Consider the following 15,812-nt stretch of genomic DNA (forward strand, 5'->3'; position numbering starts at 1 on the left):
CGTTACCGGACCGATTCATAGCCACCCAACAGGCCATGCTTTGACATGACAATCTGCCAGAGATGGATGGTGCGGGCGCGGAACGCCCCCGCGAGAGACAGCAGGTAGTAGCGCCACATCCGGAAGAACCGCTCGTCGAAGGTGGAGTCCCATTCCCCCCGATGCCGATCGACATTCTCCTGCCATGCCAACAATGTGCGGTCATAGTCGGGGCCGAAATTATGCCAGTCTTCCATGACGAAGAGTCCGTCCATCGCGGCGCCCAGTTGCGCCACCGAAGGTAGCATCCCGCCGGGAAAGATATATTTATCGAACCACGGATCGCTGGTGCTCACCGAGGCATTGTTGCCGATGCTATGGACCAACACCAACCCATGCGGCTTCACGGTCCGCTGAGCCACCTCCATGAGCGTGCGGTAATTCTTAAATCCCACGTGCTCGCAAATGCCAATGGCGGCAACTTTGTCGAATTCCCCGGTCGCTTCACGATAGTCGCTGAGCCGGATTTCAACAGGAAGCCCGGCACACCAACGACGCGCATAGGCCGCCTGCTGCTCGGAAATATTGTAGGCCACCACCGAACAACCATAGTTAGTCGCGGCAAAACGGGCGAATCCTCCCCACCCGCAGCCCAGCTCCAGCACCCGTTCGCCCTTCTTGAGCTGTAGTTTGCGACAGATCAAATCCAGCTTGTGCTCCTGTGCCTCCGCCAGCGTTTGTGCCTTCTTCCAATAGCCACAGGTATATTGCATGTGCGGGCCGAGCATCTGTTCGTAAAACTCGTTGCTCAGGTCATAGTGACATTGCGCAACCCGTTTCGAGCGCGCCTTATCCTGCATATTGAAGAGGCGAGCCTTGAACGTATTCAGGAGGAGGTGCTTATCGTGTACGGCTTTGTCGAGTTCGGCAGAGTCAACCAGGAAAAAGAACTCGTCCAGTTGCTTGGCATCCCACCAGCCGTCCATGTAAGACTCCCCGAGTCCGAGCGAACCCTCGGCAAGGACACGCGTATAGAAGCGCTCATCATGAATCATGATATCCCCGGACTCAGGGCCGCCAATGTGCACGCGGGCTCGTTCGAGTAATTCCTGAATCGTATGCTGTGGGTTCATATCGAGGTCCTCACTCATCCCGCCTCGAAGATGGTGCGCGGGTATACGTCACACCGGTGCTGACTCGCGTGAAGCCCGAGCGCGCATGGATGACCGCACGAGAAGATTGACCGCGCGACTGAACGGCCCCGAAGTACTTAGCTGCCGGGAGCGTAGATATTGGCCTTGATGTGATCGGGAGGGGTTCGAAGATCCCACACAATCCGAAACCAGGAGAGCAGGATCAAGAGATAGTAGGAAAAATCCACCTCCCACCAGCGCCACCCCTGATTGACCGATGACTGATAGTAGTGATGGTTGTTGTGCCAGCCTTCTCCGCAACAGAGGATCGCCAGGATGAAGCTGTTCCGGCTTCCATCGCGGGAGTCGTATCGCACACGTCCAATGATGTGGGTCAGGGAGTTGATGAAGAAGGTGCAATGATAGAGCACGGTCGTGGAAATAAAGAATCCCCAGACGAGACCGGGAAATCCCCACACCATATAGATCAGCAGCGCATACAAGAACGGCGGCACATAGTGAAACCGGTTGAGGAGGCGCAACTCCGGATACTTCACCAAGTCTTTCACAATGGCGAACTCAGTGCGATCGTATTCGTTGGTCAAGAGCCATCCGACATGGGAATACCAGAACCCTCGCTGCACCGGGGAGTGGCGATCTTGTTCCTGGTCGGAGTGCTTATGGTGATGCCGATGGTGGGCAGCCCACCACAACACCCCCTTCTGCGCCGACGTCATCGCAAGCACAGCCAAGAGAAACTGAAAGACCCGGCCCGTTTTATAGGAACGATGGGAAAAGTAGCGGTGGTACCCTGCCGTGATGGCCAACATCCTCAGGTAATAGCTGGCAATGGCCAGCACAATGAGCTCAACGCTGACTCCGGTCTGAATCGCCCACAGGCCCATCAGGTGAACCAGTATGAACGGAATCGCGGTGGCCCATTGAATGGTCGCCGATCCCGATTGCTGAGTGATGGACTCGCTGGACAAGCTATTCATAAGTCGCTCTCATCGTTCACCGCCCTCTTCACACATTCGTGTAGGGTTAGAAAGGTCGACCGCGGTAAGCGCCGCTATTGTACTTTATCGGACGGAGTCTGAAAAGGAGGTAATGTCACGGGAAGAAAAATAATTAGCCTGCCCTAAAGGGCGGTTAAAAGTGATCCGTTACTCATTTTACGGCCTACGTTTCGACAGCGACCACATGCCGCTCACTCAACCCTCCGGTCCACCCCGCACGCGGCATGAGAATACACATCTTTTATGACTCATTCAGCGGCAGCGCTCGTGGGAGAACGGTACCACAATCTCCATCCCAATATGAGCGCCAACATATCGCTTGACCTCATGTGTCTTCAAGCACAGTATATATAGAAGACGTTTCTGCCTCGCCGACTGTTTGATCCATCGCGCGGCCCGCGCCTTTCTTATGCGATTGATGCTCCAGTCTCCGCCGCCCGAACGCCAGCAGCACTTGTAGTGCTTTTCCATATCCCTGATGCGCTCTGCTTTCTCTACATGCCTTCGACGCACGGGACGCCCTCCGGAGATTGAAAGGCCTCACCATGCAGACCATAACAGGCAGGCTATTCCAGATACACATTGTCCGAAGATGACAGGCTCATGAGGAGATATCGCGATGGCACAGCAAAGACCCATTACCGGCCGGATACTCGAATTCCTTGAAGGTTCGGCAGAATACGAATTCGAAGCCTTAGTCGCCCGCTACCCTGAATTCACCTGGAACGAGTTCTTTCAAGAAGTCGGTCGCTTAAGCCGAGCGGGGCAGATCATCATTACGAGAGGGGTAGGAGTTTTTACCATCAAACAGACGGCGGCGTAAGCATGTAGCGGAGAGGATCCCATGCCCAGAGACCGTCGCCCGGCGTAGAGCTAGTCGCCACCTCCTCCCTCTCCTCGCCGCTCATCCAGCTGCGCGGCGCGACCGGCCTATGCCGGGCCTGACGCAACGGAGACGGGATTTCGCTCGCGCCTTGCTGTAGAATACGTTTTGATCAAGTCGCGGTTCACTTCGAGGCGCGCATGGCAGCGGACTACCGGCCTCAACGGAAACAAACCCCTCGCGAACAGGCGCTCAAACTCTTCCCCTGGATCTGCGCCCACTGCGGACGCGAATTCGACGGCAAGAAACTGAGCCAGCTCACCGTCCATCATAAGGACCATAACCATCAGAATAATCCGCCCGACGGAAGCAACTGGGAATTACTCTGCCTCTATTGTCACGACAATGAGCATCAGCGGTATCAGGCCGTTGATGCGCCCGGAGAGGCCATTCCAGACCCGCAGCAAAATCCCCCGTCACCCTTCACGCCTTTCGCACGCCTCGCAGCTCTACTGAAGCGCCCCACCTAGTCCAATGGAAACAAGCGCCCGCGCACAGCGCCTTCGCAACTCTGACACGCGACGCTCTTCTAAATCCTGACAGCGCCACACGAAAATCTCCCCCTCCTGCAGACTCCAAGAGATGAATGCCCTGCCATAGATGCAGTAGACTGATTGCACCAAGCCTATCTGTCTCCTGAACCAACATTCTCTCATTGGAGTCCACATGCCGCACGTGCTGATCATTCATGAAGTCGAGGACTACCAGAAATGGAAAACCATTTTCGACCAGGCGGCCGGCATCAGAAAGACTGCCGGAGAAATCCGCTATCAGCTGCTGCGATACGACACCGACGCCAACCGTATCGTGCACTTTTCAGAATGGTCGTCATTGGACAACGCTCGTCGCTTCTTCGAATCACCGGAGTTGGTCGAGATCAGAAGGAAGGCAGGAGTCAAAGCCCCGGACTTTCTCTACCTGCGTGAAATCGAGCACGGCCTGCTCTAAATGGGAATCGGTCACGTCACTACCCCTATCATGAGACTACAACCAGGAGGGAACAGTCATGCGGTTTGTCAAAGTGAATGACGAAGAACGTACCGGTGAGGTCGCAATCAATCTGGATCTCGTCCGTGAGGCCCACTTTGGTGGAGGATTATTGCATCTCTATTTTGAGCGGAGCTCGTCCGCGCAGGATGACATGACATTCACCGGCGAGAATGCGCAGAAGATCTGGGCTGCTATGGGATAGCCCACGAGGCAGAGGAATGGGTCGAGAGTCACCTTTGAAGACAGATCATCCGCATTCAGACGATAGCGGAGCCTCCGGCGATAAGGAAATATCCTGTGTTATAGAACATATGGAGAGCGATAGGAGGAACCACCGACCCCGACCGATCGCGTAGGACTCCAAAAACTAGAGAAGGAAACAGTATTAGCAATGCCCAAAGAAGCGAGTGTGTCGGGATGTGGGCACCGATGAAGAAGATCGACGTCAATAGATTCGCTAGGCTTATCCCAATGACCGTTCGCCTTCCCCAGGCACGACGCACCAGAACTCCTTGCAAACATCCCCGGAACAAGAGCTCCTCGACAATCGGCTGCCACACCGCAGCCATCAGGAACCCCACAGACAAAATGCGCGGCCAGGGTAACGGCTGAACTGCCACCAGCAAGGGGAACACACCAAAGAAAGCCGTTCCTACGGCCAGGCTGGAGAGAAAGGCGGAGGAACGATAAAACCCCTTTACAGGCTTGCGCCCCAAGAGCTCATAGAGAACTGATGCAACAGAAGCCATGGACGCACTGACATCTCGACGAGGCTCCAGAGGGTTACCTGGAGACCTCGGCGGGATAATGACAGAAGAGTGGGGTCTCACATCAGCAATCCCGGCTTCGAGCTCTCCAACACAACGCACCGAGCGTCAGCAGAAGTAGGCTCGGCATGAAGGCATCATTCGAGCCCACCGGCGCAATCGTACAGCCTCCGCCACCACCGGAAGAACCTTGAGAGCCCCCGCCCCCTGATGAAACCGGACCGTCAAACAACGCGGTCACGGTGGCAGCCGTATTGACGGCGCAGGGACCGACTCCCGTACAACCACCCCCGCTCCAACCAGTAAATGTAGAGCCGGAGTTTGCGGTCGCCGCAAGAGTCACAATAGTGCCATCCTGGAAGTTACCGTTGCAGGTCGCACCACAGTTAATTCCAGCCGGTGTTGACGTGACTGTTCCTGATCCGGCTCCCACCGTTGCCACCAAAACATTGAAGGTATTCGGCGGCGGAGGAAGTGTGAAGGTTGCTGTCACCGTCGCATCCCCGGTGACCTGACAAGTTCCAGTACCGACACAATTGCCCCCGTTCCACCCGGAGAACACAGACCCGGCGGCAGGGGTCGCGGTAAGCGTTACTGTCGTGCCTTGGCTGAATTGATCCGTACAGGTCACTCCGCAGTTGATACCCCCACTATTCCCTTGCGGCGCAGACGTCACGGTTCCGCTTCCGGCCCCGCTCTTGGACACCGTCACAGTAAACGGTGCCGGCGGCGCCAACGTGAAGGTGGCTGTCACACTAGCGGTCGTGGACAATGAGCACGTACCGATACCGGTGCACCCGCCCCCGCTCCATCCGGAGAACACTGATCCGGCCGCAGGAGTAGCCGTCAGCGTTGCGCTCGCTCCTGCGGGAAACTGGAAATTGCAGGTAGCGCCGCAGTTGATCCCGTTCGGTGCCGATGTGACCGCCCCCAAACCAGTCCCCGCCTTATTCACAGTGACGGCAAACGTGCCGATACTATCGAGCGCCGCGCGGGCATTGAGTCGGCGACCCGTCAGCGTCTTACCGGCCAGCGCGGGGAGCACATCGCCGGTATTGATGATGGCATTGCGGATCTGCGCCACGGTTAAGGTTGGATTGGCAGACAGGAGGAGCCCCACGACACCCGTCACGTGCGCCGTGGCCGACGACGTGCCGCCCAGGAAACCATAGTCCGTCACTCCAGAGGGGGGACCCGACACGCAGTCAACACGCAGGTTGTCAAGATACGCACCGTCATCTGTGCCAGCAGCGTCCGAGAAAAAGTTGATCCGGAAGCGAGCGGACAGGTTGTCATCGCGTATTTCTTCCAGGGGACGGCTCCTGAATAAGCCGGCCGAGGAGGAGGTAAACTTGTTCCCGATTGTCCAGGTTGTGCCTCCATCTCCGGAAGCCTGCACCAGGATACCGTCACCATTGCCGGCAGAAGCCAGGCGCACATCGCCGATCAGCAGACAGCCATGTCGACTAGCCGTACTAAAGACCGGACCCGTGGCAAATGAATTGGTACTGTTTAAATAGTTGCCCCCCGGACTGTCCGTGAGGCTGTATGGAGGACTTACAGCTTGCGCATCGGTGAAGGCCCAACCATTATTGGTACCACTGAAGATATACCCAAGCCCGCCTGGGTTCGAATCAAATGTGTGTAAAAGGATGTTGGTCACATTCTGCGTCGGATAGGTCGTATAGGTTTCTTCAGTCCCCGGCGCTGCGATTTGAACGGATGTCGCGCCAAAGCTCGAAAAATACGACAGGCCGTCGTTCTGGTTCGTCGCAGCCACCGCGATGACGTTCGGCAGAGCAGGCCCGCACGGAGTCGCCACGCTGTACTGCGCCGGGTACCATGGCACCAGATCGTTGTCCTGAGCATCGTTACCGGCTGCAGCAAGGACCATAATGCCCGCCGCGTTGGCGGCACTCAGCATGTTGTATTCTGCCTGACTGCACGCTCCCCCAAGCCTTCCAAAACTCGCATTGATTACGCGGGCGCCCTTTGCAATTGCATAGTTGCCTGCAGGAATGAACCCGGCGGCTGTCACGTGTTCAAACGCTACCCCGCTTCCCGCTTTGAGAGCCATGAGTTTTGCTGTCTGCATGACGCCGGTTATGCCGAGACTATTATTCCCCGCCGCTGCCATAGTGCCTGACAACGCCGTCCCATGCCCCAGCATGCCAGTGGGAAAGTGCACTACGTCCATCGGGTCGCTATCGTTATTGGAAAAGTCATACCCATAGTAATCATCCACGTAACCGTTTCCGTCGTTATCAATACCGTCATTCGGTATTTCTCCAGGGTTTGTCCACATATTAGGCGCAAGGTCTGGATGGTCGTAGGCGATTCCTGTATCTATGACGGCGATAATGACGTTTGAACTACCGGTGGTAATGTCCCAGGCTTCAACCGCATGAATGTCGGCGCCAGCAGTACCCGTCACACCTCGAACCGTCTGGCCCGTGTTATGAAGCCCCCATAACTGGCTGAACAGCGAGTCATTGGGAATGCCTGCGAGTTCATAGATATAGTTTGGTTCGGCATACTCGACCGCGGGGTCTTGCCGATAGGTCGCAATAGCAGCTTCGACTGAGACTCCTTTCCCCAGCTTGAGATGATGCAACCGATGGGAGCCTCCGATGAACGACTTTATCGCCTGCGTGCCAGTCTTTGTCTCGGCAGCTGCAATGGTGGCAGCCGATGCTCCGTCGCGGAACTTGACGATCACTTCTCCGTCCTTGTAGCGGGCATGCATTTTCTGACCGCCAGAAATGGCCGTGAGGCCCTGATCTGGTCGAGTGATGCGAGTAGTTTCTGCATTGGCCCAGACACACCAGAGCGCGGAAAGTGCTACGAGCGAGTATAGGCCTACCCTCGTCACATGTTTTCTCCGCCAATAATTACCGACGATGTCCTTGGAACCAGACCATAACCTTCGCCTCACCATTGTCGATCCCCCAAACTGTCTCGGAATGATTGAAACTCACTTGTCGAAAGAAGAGAGCCCTACTCTCGCAACCAGCCGGATGCATCGGTTAACCAACCACTACAGAAACAGTCGTCCACGATAGGAGACGCCCTACTTCAATTGCTCTCAAACGTTTCGAAGAGTACCAACGTTGCTAATAGGTTAATACCCCTCTTCCGGGGAGACGAAGCCTCTCCAAGAGAGGGGGGTGCTGCAAGGACATTCTCGAGAGACGTCCCCCCATGAACAGGAAGACACCTGCGTCTTCCTGAACATCATGAGCTATCCGCCTCGCTTTTCTGGGCAAGAAGCCCTTAACAGCCAAAAACTTGCCCGCGTTCGTCAATAGTCCTGTGTCGTGAATCCAAGCATCGCCTCACAGTCTCCCCTTATCCTAGACTGTTCAGGCCTGTTCGCGATTGTCACTGCGTATGCAACTATCTGAATAGATTGCCTTTATCCACCGAGTCCGACCGCCATTACCTCAACCCACGATTTGAGAACAGCCCAACAGGCCTTCCTTTCCAGCGGTTTACGGCAATTTTTCAAGTGCTACATTTAATAGTGAACCCTGAGCTTATGCCTAAGAAAAATGCAGCTACCCTGGCGACTCATCCTCACGCTTATATTGATAGTCCCCGCCTCGCTCGTGTGGGGCGGAGAGGGATCGATGCCCGACCAAACCCTCGCGAAATGGAGCGCGCTGTTTTCTGATCCAACGACTCAGACCGATCTCAAACCTGCCTCCCCTGCCCTCTACCAAACCAGCCTGACATCGACATACTTTGCTCCTCCGCCCACGGTAACCGCCACGCGGCTGCAGACCCTGACGCCGGAAACGGAACAAGCTCGCACCCATGGACTCCTCTCGTCGATCAACCTACTCAATGGCCTGATTGTGACAGAAGCGGAAATGGCAAAAAGTGAGGGTGGGGCGACCTGGCTGCAGAACAAAATCCCCGGGGATACTCGAGACGACGCATCCGGCCAGATGCTGCGCCTGGGCGTCACCGGCACGGCAGGTTCGGTCCGATACGGCGTGCTCTACCGTTCCGCCGGGCAAGCCTTCATCAATGGGCCGGATCAGGCGACGCGTGAAGTCTGGGGGGAATGGAAGTCCGGACGGACAACACTACGAAGTGCCCTAGGCCAGCAATGGAATAACGTAACCGGGGACACCACGAGGAGCAGGCTGGGACACACCTACGGCCGATTAGGACTCGCCTGGAAGAGTCCCGGCTTGCCTGAGTTCATGCTGACCTACTCAAACACGGGTATCAGAAGTTCCGCGGAGCCGCTCGGAGTGGCGCCACAACGAAACCATACCCACACCCTCGAAGGGGCCCTGGCCTACACCGGTGCCGCCTGGAACGCTCGACTCGCCTCCGCCTATGTTCTCGGCAGCGATCTACAGCGCAACGGAGCAGAGAATACCGTTCGCATGCAAACGTTCACCGCCGCGATTCGGCCCTTGAACACCCTCACCATCACGCCAACGCTGGCGTACCGAGAGGAACTTCAAGATTGGTCGGGCACCAGAATCGAATCACCCTCCGCATCCGTGGCGGTTCAGTACCGGCACAATCAACGCATCTGGCTGAGCGCTGCGGGCAACTATACCAGTGCCCATTCAAGCGACGGACTGATCGACACCCAACAAGTCGGCGGGAAGGGCATCCTTGCCTGGGACCTGCAGCGCTCGCAGGCATGGGCCACGCTGCTGTCTTTCGAAGCCGGCTATAACCGCCTTACGAACAATGCGTCCCCGTCAGCCGATGTCCAAGACATCTCCGGCATTATCAAGCTGATCCTAGCCGCTCACTAACCCCGCTCGATCACCCCGGCCTGCCATACGGAGGGGTGGACCAAACCGACTCTGACCACGTAGAATGCGCGACCGGTTTTCATTGACGGTTCCGTCTCCGACGTTGCAGAGACACCGGCAGGGGCTCATCTACTATTGCAATGACTATAAAGGGGTTGTCATGAGTGTGAAATGTGGAATCGTCGGGCTGCCCAATGTGGGCAAGTCTACCTTGTTCAATGCGCTGACCAAGTCGGGGATCGCCGCGGAAAATTATCCGTTCTGCACGATCGAGCCGAATATCGGCATCGTAGAAGTCCCGGATGCGCGCATGCAGGCGCTGGCGGATATCGTCAAGCCGCAACGCATGCAATATGCCACCACCGAATTTGTGGACATCGCCGGATTGGTGGCCGGCGCCTCGAAAGGTGAAGGGTTGGGAAACCAATTCCTCGCAACGATTCGTGAAACCGACGGCATTGTCAATGTCGTGCGCTGCTTCGAAGACGACAATGTCATTCACGTGTCCGGCAAAGTCGATCCGCTGTCCGACATCGGAACGATTGTAACCGAGCTGGCTCTCGCCGACCTCACCACCGTAGAAAAAGCTCAGGAGAAGAACCTGAAAGCCGTCCGCGCCGGCGACAAAGACGCTGCGAAGCTGGGCGAATTGCTCCCGCTGGTCGCCGCCTGCCTGAACGAAGGCAAACCGGCGCGCACGATGAAACTGGACCCGGCGCAACGCGCCTTGCTGAAACCGCTCTGCCTGATGACGATGAAGCCGGTGATGTACGTGGCCAATGTCTCGGAAAAGGGCTTCACGAACAATCCCCTCCTGACCCGCGTGGAGGAATATGCCGCGAAAGAAGGGGCGCCGGTCGTGGCGATTTGCGCCGCGCTGGAGTCAGAGATCGCCGTGCTCTCGGATGAAGAAAAGAAAGAATTTCTCGCCGACACCGGCATGACGGAACCGGGGCTCAACCGTTTGATTCGCGCCGCGTATCAACTCTTGGGCTTACAGACCTACTTTACGGCTGGCGTGAAGGAAGTACGTGCCTGGACCATTCATGTCGGCGATACCGCCCCGCAGGCCGCCGGTGTCATCCACGGCGACTTCGAAAAGGGCTTTATTCGCGCCGAGGTGATCGGTTACGACGACTATATCGCCTGCAAAGGAGAAGCGGGGGCGAAAGAAAAAGGCAAGATGCGGCTGGAAGGCAAGGAGTACGTCGTCCAAGACGGCGACGTCATGCACTTCCGGTTCAATGTCTAGCCCCGACCATGGAACAGCCGCCGCCCACGTCTCATCCGCGCGATCCCTTGCACGGGATCACACTGGAAATGATCATCACCCAACTGGTCGAGCGCCACGGGTGGGAAGAATTGGGCCGGCGGCTCCCCGTGCGCTGTTTCCTCAACAACCCCAGCATCAAATCCAGCCTCACGTTTCTGCGCAAAACGCCCTGGGCGCGCGAGCGGCTGGAATTGATGTACATCGTGGAACGGACATGACCCGTCGATCGAATCAGTCGGCCCTGCCGAACGACTGACACCGCCTCACGAGAAAGCACGACCACACCATGGCCCCCAACGCCACCATCTTCAAAGCCACCCTGCATATCGCCGACATGGATCGCCACTACTATGAGGATCACACCGTCACGTTGGCTCGCCATCCGTCTGAGACCGATGAACGCATGATGGTGAGATTGCTGGCTTTCGCACGACACGCACACGACACCCTTCGGTTCGGTCGCGGCATCGGCAGTGAAGGCGAGCCGGCCCTATGGCAAAAAGATCTCACGGGCGCGATCGACCTCTGGATTGAAGTGGGTGAGCCCGATGAAAAGATCATACGACAGGCCTGCGGTCGCGCAACCCGGGTCGTCGTCTATTCCTACGGCGGCAGAGGAGCCGATCGGTGGTGGGAGAAGACCGGCACTACCCTCTCTCGTTGCACGAATTTGACCGTGGTCAATATCCCGCAAGATGAAAGCCGCGCAATGGCACACCTTGCGCAACGCAGCATGGATCTCCATTGCTCTATCCAGGACGGACAGATCTTGATGGGCGATGGCACCACTGCCGTACAGATCGAGCTTGTCACCCTTCATCCGGCCGCAATCTGATCGGCCTGACCTGAAGCAAGCTCAGGCTTCGCGGAACGCGCATCTCATTCCTCCGGTCCGCCACGATGATCTTCGTCCGTATCGCAAAGAACGGCGCTACGGCCACCCGGCCCTAGGCTCCCTTTGCCTAAATCGGCTAGACTGTCCTCCTCATCTACTGGAGGTCTGTTATGAGGGCTAAGGAGGCCGATCCTTCGTCCAGCAAGCACGAACCGCCAGCCACCCCCCCTTGCACACACAGCCGCATGGTCGAGGACGAACAGACGCGCGACGGGAAGAAATCCGGTCGCCTGATCTGTATGGAATGTGGGGCCGTACTCCCCGATGCTCCGCCGATCACCTAACAGACTATAATCCACGACAACTCACTGTTCGTTCCAGAAACTTTCTAGTGCCCTCATCTCCCGCGTGATAGGCTCTCTCCTACGATGGCTGCTATGCTCTTCTGGGTTGCGCTCTCCCTTCTCATAGGATTCTCTCTCCCCGACAAAGGCATGGCCGCCACATCAGCCTACGTTCAAACCACAGAAGGCCTTGATCTCAATCGGGTACAGTTCGTCGTCTCCGCACCGCCGGAATTCACTTCACGATTGTCCCAACACGCCAGATTCCTCTTTACCAAGGCCGGCCTTCCTCTGCCCGATTCGGACGCCCAGGACAGGCCGTTCATTGCCATGCTCATACTGACGCTGATCCCTCAGTCTCTGTCTGATACCTGCCCCGGACATATCCTCTATGCCCCCTCGCTCAGACTCACCGAACCGGTGCTCATCCCGAGAAACTCGGTCATTCTAAACGATGTCACCTGGCTCGCCCACACAGGAGCTCAAGTACGAACATCTGTCACAATTGAGGATTTGGACCGCGACCTTGAAGAATTTATCAGCCAATTCATCGCAGACTACCGGGCAGCAAACGCCGGAGCACGTTCCTCAATACCCGGAACAACCTCCGCAGCGACGCATCCAGATGCCCTGCCTCAAGACTCTCCCTCACCTGCTCCGGAACCTCATCACAGCAGCCCCACATTAAAAGGGCTGCGTATCGATCAGCTTCAGATCTCCGTATCGGCTGGGCGATTCAGCCACGCACTCACAGCCCGAGCCCTGCAACAATTCCACGATGCCGGATTCGTCCTCTCGCCCGGCCAGCATCACAAGGGCCAGCTCACGCTCGGCGTGGAACTGATTCAGCAGCCTCTGGAGGACCGGTGCCCGGGAAACGTCCTCTATGAGTCCGGCCTCTACCTCGTCGAACACATTCAGCTCACACGCAACCCGCGAGCATCGATCTGGAGCGATACCTGGCTGCGTGAGGCGACGCAACTTGTCTCGCCGCGTTCCCGTGAACAACTCGAATCCGATCAAGCAGCCTTACTCCAACAGTTTATCCACGCCCTTCAATGACCCCGGCCGGGTTGTCGCCCTTCCATTGCTTCCCCCGCAACATGGACTTACAATCCCACCGCAATCCCTCCAGCCAGCAATCGGTGCGCTGAGGAAGCACCATGGTGAGATGACACGATGAAAGACAAGAAGCGCATCCCCACAGACGGAGAACCAATCCAATGGAAGAGTCCATTTGCAGCATTAGGGAAGATCGCGCTTCCACCGGCCACGGCTGAGCAATCTCCACCGACGCAAGCAGAGCCGGCCCCAAACAAACACCGCGGACGGGTGGATATCATCAGACAGACCGCTCATCGAGGGGGAAAGACCGTCACCGTGGTGACAGGTTTTGTCGGAATCAGCCAGGCTGAAAAAGAACGGCTCGCAAAGAATATTCAGACAGCCTGCGGAACCGGTGGGACAGTCAAAGAGGGACGGATTGAGATTCAGGGTGACCAGCGAGAGCTGATCGCGCGCATCTTAACAGACGCCGGATTTCGCCCGGTGTTTGCCGGCGGCTGAACAGCATCCTCCCTTCGCATCGCCAGAAGGGAAACACGCCACGCTCGTAGTTAGATAGAGACGCCGACCGCGTTCGACACCCGCTCACATACATGCTGAGGAAGAAATGACGTTAGATCCTGCGGCTGCATGACGGACCACAGCCGTTCGATCCGCTGTTCGTTGGTTCCCCCCATTGGCATATCTACTGCCATCAATGCATCCATCAACTCTCGCGAGGTGAGCTGGTGAAGAACTTCCGGGGCCACATGATTCAACTGAATCTGCGAAAGATGCTTACTCTTGCCGACCCGTGCTTCCATGCTCAGCTCCTTTACAATCCGTGTGATCCATCAATAACCGCCAACAATGAAAGAATACCGAACCCATTGGATTTGCGCATTCCCCAGTGTGGTTACCTCGAAAGAGGGGGAACCCACGCGTAAACCTAGCGCCTAACGGCTCCATCTCCCTGTGCTGTCAGCCCCTTCCATAGGTAGACATTTCCACCATGCTTCGGCTATCATCCGTCCGCATTTCTTCAGCAAATACAACCAAGTGGCGGTGTAGCTCAGTTGGTAGAGCAGCGGACTCATAAGCCGCGGGTCTCCCGTTCAATCCGGGACACCGCCACCAATCCTCCCTTTCGACTCATCAAGACTCCCCTGTAATTCTACAGATTCAGGCTTCAGACCAAGACGTCATACCCACGTGTTATCCGACCGAAACCGAGCAAATATGACCGCTTCCGACCGGTTCTTCGGCATTCTGTCGACACTATGACGTCGATTGGATAACTACTGACTACTCTGCGTGCGCTTCAAATAGACGACTGCCGCTCCATTCCATGGAGGAGCGAACAAACGCGAGCCCTTGCTCTGTACCTCGGCGGCATTTGTCGTGGTGCCATCAGCCGGATTGAAAAACTGCACACTGTATTGGCCAGTCCATGAAGAGAGGTCAATATACTTTCTCTCCGCACTCGGCAAGTACATCAAGAACTCGGAGCCGTCGGGATTGTAGAGGCAATAGCCGGACTCGCAGATGGACGTGCCGGTTTCCGGTACCATGCCGAGGAGATTGACGATTCTGGTATTGGCCCAATCGATCGTTTGCGCTTGCGCGGCGCGAACCTGTGCGCCGACGGCTTCCGTTTCACGTTCGTTCAGGAAGCCGAAATAGACCGCCCGCGTGAAGTTCCGCCATGGCACATCCGCGCCGATCGTAGAACACCTCAGTCCGACGTGATCCGTGTCATACCAGCGAATCGGTTTCTCGGCGGGACTGGCCGGCGGATTCGTCTCGTAGTTAGTGCCATCACTGGTGCAAGTCGGCATCACAATATCAGGCCGTGGATTGTTGAACAGATAATCATTGTCGGTTCGGTGTCCGAAGTCGTACGCACTCTGCATCACCAGATGCCGCACACTGCCCTTTTGTCGCTCACATTCACGGATCTGGTCCATCACATGACTCTGCCAGTCCTCGGAGCCGCGCCCCTGCACCTCATTCGTCACCTCAAACATCACGCCCCCGATGTCCTTGAAGGTGTCCACGAATTTGCAAATGTACTCGTCTTGAAAAGCCGTGATCCTCGGATTGACCAATGTCATCGTCTCTTCCACTTTGCCATTCCCATTCATATCCGCATCGATTCCATTGGCATTATTGGCCGCTTGATACGGATGGCCAATGGAATAGTCGTCGTATTCCAGGTGACCGCTGGAAAACAGCATGACCGAGGGATAGACCCCTGCGGCCAACGCCTCTTGAACTCGGCTCCGCATGCGGTCGAAGTAGTCCTGACTGAATCGACTCAAGTCATAGACACCGACTGCGACGGAGACGCCCGTGGTTCTGTCGATCCGCGAGCCAGTCAGAAGATACGGCAACTGATCGATCGGGACCCGAAGGTAGGTCCCGTCTTTGAAGTGAGCCGCTGACGCCCAGGCCCGCTGCTCCAATTGCCACAGGCGCATGTGGTTCAGGCCAGCCCCCCTCACAGAAGCCAGAGCCGCCGTGAAGTCGGTTGTGACCGGCGCCGCACGCTGAATATCTTGCAGCCCTCGAAAGGTTGCATTGAATTGAAGGCTCCCCTCAGGCCCTCCCCCAATACTGGAAAAGTAGACGGCCTTCCCCGTGGTACTGTTCACAATCCACCGTGGATTGGTCGCGGAGACCGAGAGGCTTGCCTGTGCAGGCATGGCCGAGAGCAGCAGACACACCAATACTCCAACTCTGATTATCATGGCTTTTTTAA

Annotated in this window: 16 protein-coding genes and 1 tRNA gene; 12 read left to right on the forward strand and 5 right to left on the reverse strand. The window is 56.7% G+C overall.

Annotated features, from left to right (window positions below):
* Positions 1-2 precede the first annotated feature (2 nt).
* Complete coding sequence (gene cfa, locus Q7U39_09240; GenBank protein ID MDO9118129.1) at positions 3-1,112, reverse strand: cyclopropane fatty acyl phospholipid synthase; 1,110 nt, start codon at positions 1,110-1,112, stop codon at positions 3-5.
* A 137-nt stretch (positions 1,113-1,249) separates the two neighbouring features.
* Complete coding sequence (locus tag Q7U39_09245; protein MDO9118130.1) at positions 1,250-2,110, reverse strand: acyl-CoA desaturase; 861 nt, start codon at positions 2,108-2,110, stop codon at positions 1,250-1,252.
* A 640-nt stretch (positions 2,111-2,750) separates the two neighbouring features.
* Between Q7U39_09245 and Q7U39_09250 the strand changes: the two genes are divergently transcribed.
* From Q7U39_09250 to Q7U39_09265, 4 genes are all read left to right on the forward strand, one after another.
* Positions 2,751-2,954 (forward strand): hypothetical protein, encoded by a 204-nt coding sequence (locus Q7U39_09250; GenBank protein MDO9118131.1) that lies wholly within the window; start codon positions 2,751-2,753, stop codon positions 2,952-2,954.
* 200 nt (positions 2,955-3,154) lie between these two features.
* The gene (locus tag Q7U39_09255; GenBank protein ID MDO9118132.1) at positions 3,155-3,484 is read left to right on the forward strand and encodes a YajD family HNH nuclease; all 330 of its coding nucleotides are present in this window, start codon (positions 3,155-3,157) and stop codon (positions 3,482-3,484) included.
* 196 nt (positions 3,485-3,680) lie between these two features.
* Positions 3,681-3,962: an antibiotic biosynthesis monooxygenase gene (locus Q7U39_09260; GenBank protein ID MDO9118133.1), complete on the forward strand. Its 282-nt coding sequence runs from the start codon at positions 3,681-3,683 to the stop codon at positions 3,960-3,962.
* A 58-nt stretch (positions 3,963-4,020) separates the two neighbouring features.
* The gene (locus Q7U39_09265) at positions 4,021-4,206 is read left to right on the forward strand and encodes a hypothetical protein (GenBank protein MDO9118134.1); all 186 of its coding nucleotides are present in this window, start codon (positions 4,021-4,023) and stop codon (positions 4,204-4,206) included.
* 629 nt (positions 4,207-4,835) lie between these two features.
* On the opposite strand, the gene Q7U39_09270 is transcribed toward Q7U39_09265, so the two are convergent.
* Positions 4,836-7,643 (reverse strand): S8 family serine peptidase, encoded by a 2,808-nt coding sequence (locus tag Q7U39_09270; protein MDO9118135.1) that lies wholly within the window; start codon positions 7,641-7,643, stop codon positions 4,836-4,838.
* A gap of 757 nt (positions 7,644-8,400) precedes the next feature.
* Between Q7U39_09270 and Q7U39_09275 the strand changes: the two genes are divergently transcribed.
* The 7 genes from Q7U39_09275 (at position 8,401) to Q7U39_09305 (ending at position 13,573) form a co-directional block, all read left to right on the forward strand.
* A complete protein-coding gene (locus tag Q7U39_09275) occupies positions 8,401-9,555 on the forward strand; it encodes a hypothetical protein (protein ID MDO9118136.1) in 1,155 nt (384 codons plus the stop codon).
* Between the two features lie 160 nt (positions 9,556-9,715).
* A complete protein-coding gene (ychF, locus tag Q7U39_09280) occupies positions 9,716-10,807 on the forward strand; it encodes a redox-regulated ATPase YchF (GenBank protein ID MDO9118137.1) in 1,092 nt (363 codons plus the stop codon).
* An 8-nt stretch (positions 10,808-10,815) separates the two neighbouring features.
* Positions 10,816-11,046: a VF530 family protein gene (locus tag Q7U39_09285; GenBank protein ID MDO9118138.1), complete on the forward strand. Its 231-nt coding sequence runs from the start codon at positions 10,816-10,818 to the stop codon at positions 11,044-11,046.
* Positions 11,047-11,114: 68 nt separating this feature from the next.
* Complete coding sequence (locus Q7U39_09290) at positions 11,115-11,663, forward strand: YaeQ family protein (GenBank protein ID MDO9118139.1); 549 nt, start codon at positions 11,115-11,117, stop codon at positions 11,661-11,663.
* A 170-nt stretch (positions 11,664-11,833) separates the two neighbouring features.
* The gene (locus Q7U39_09295; protein ID MDO9118140.1) at positions 11,834-12,007 is read left to right on the forward strand and encodes a hypothetical protein; all 174 of its coding nucleotides are present in this window, start codon (positions 11,834-11,836) and stop codon (positions 12,005-12,007) included.
* 84 nt (positions 12,008-12,091) lie between these two features.
* Positions 12,092-13,069 (forward strand): hypothetical protein, encoded by a 978-nt coding sequence (locus Q7U39_09300; protein ID MDO9118141.1) that lies wholly within the window; start codon positions 12,092-12,094, stop codon positions 13,067-13,069.
* Between the two features lie 117 nt (positions 13,070-13,186).
* Positions 13,187-13,573: a translation initiation factor gene (locus tag Q7U39_09305; protein MDO9118142.1), complete on the forward strand. Its 387-nt coding sequence runs from the start codon at positions 13,187-13,189 to the stop codon at positions 13,571-13,573.
* Between the two features lie 50 nt (positions 13,574-13,623).
* Here Q7U39_09305 and Q7U39_09310 read toward each other — a convergent pair whose 3' ends face one another.
* Positions 13,624-13,875 carry a hypothetical protein gene (locus Q7U39_09310; protein MDO9118143.1) on the reverse strand — a complete coding sequence of 84 codons (252 nt, stop codon included), beginning with the start codon at positions 13,873-13,875 and terminating at the stop codon, positions 13,624-13,626.
* A gap of 237 nt (positions 13,876-14,112) precedes the next feature.
* Between Q7U39_09310 and Q7U39_09315 the strand changes: the two genes are divergently transcribed.
* Positions 14,113-14,188: transfer RNA gene (locus Q7U39_09315), tRNA-Met, on the forward strand.
* 161 nt (positions 14,189-14,349) lie between these two features.
* On the opposite strand, the gene Q7U39_09320 is transcribed toward Q7U39_09315, so the two are convergent.
* Positions 14,350-15,801 carry a putative collagen-binding domain-containing protein gene (locus Q7U39_09320; protein MDO9118144.1) on the reverse strand — a complete coding sequence of 484 codons (1,452 nt, stop codon included), beginning with the start codon at positions 15,799-15,801 and terminating at the stop codon, positions 14,350-14,352.
* Positions 15,802-15,812 lie beyond the last annotated feature (11 nt).

The organism is Nitrospira sp., assembly GCA_030653545.1.
GTDB lineage: Bacteria > Nitrospirota > Nitrospiria > Nitrospirales > Nitrospiraceae > Nitrospira_D.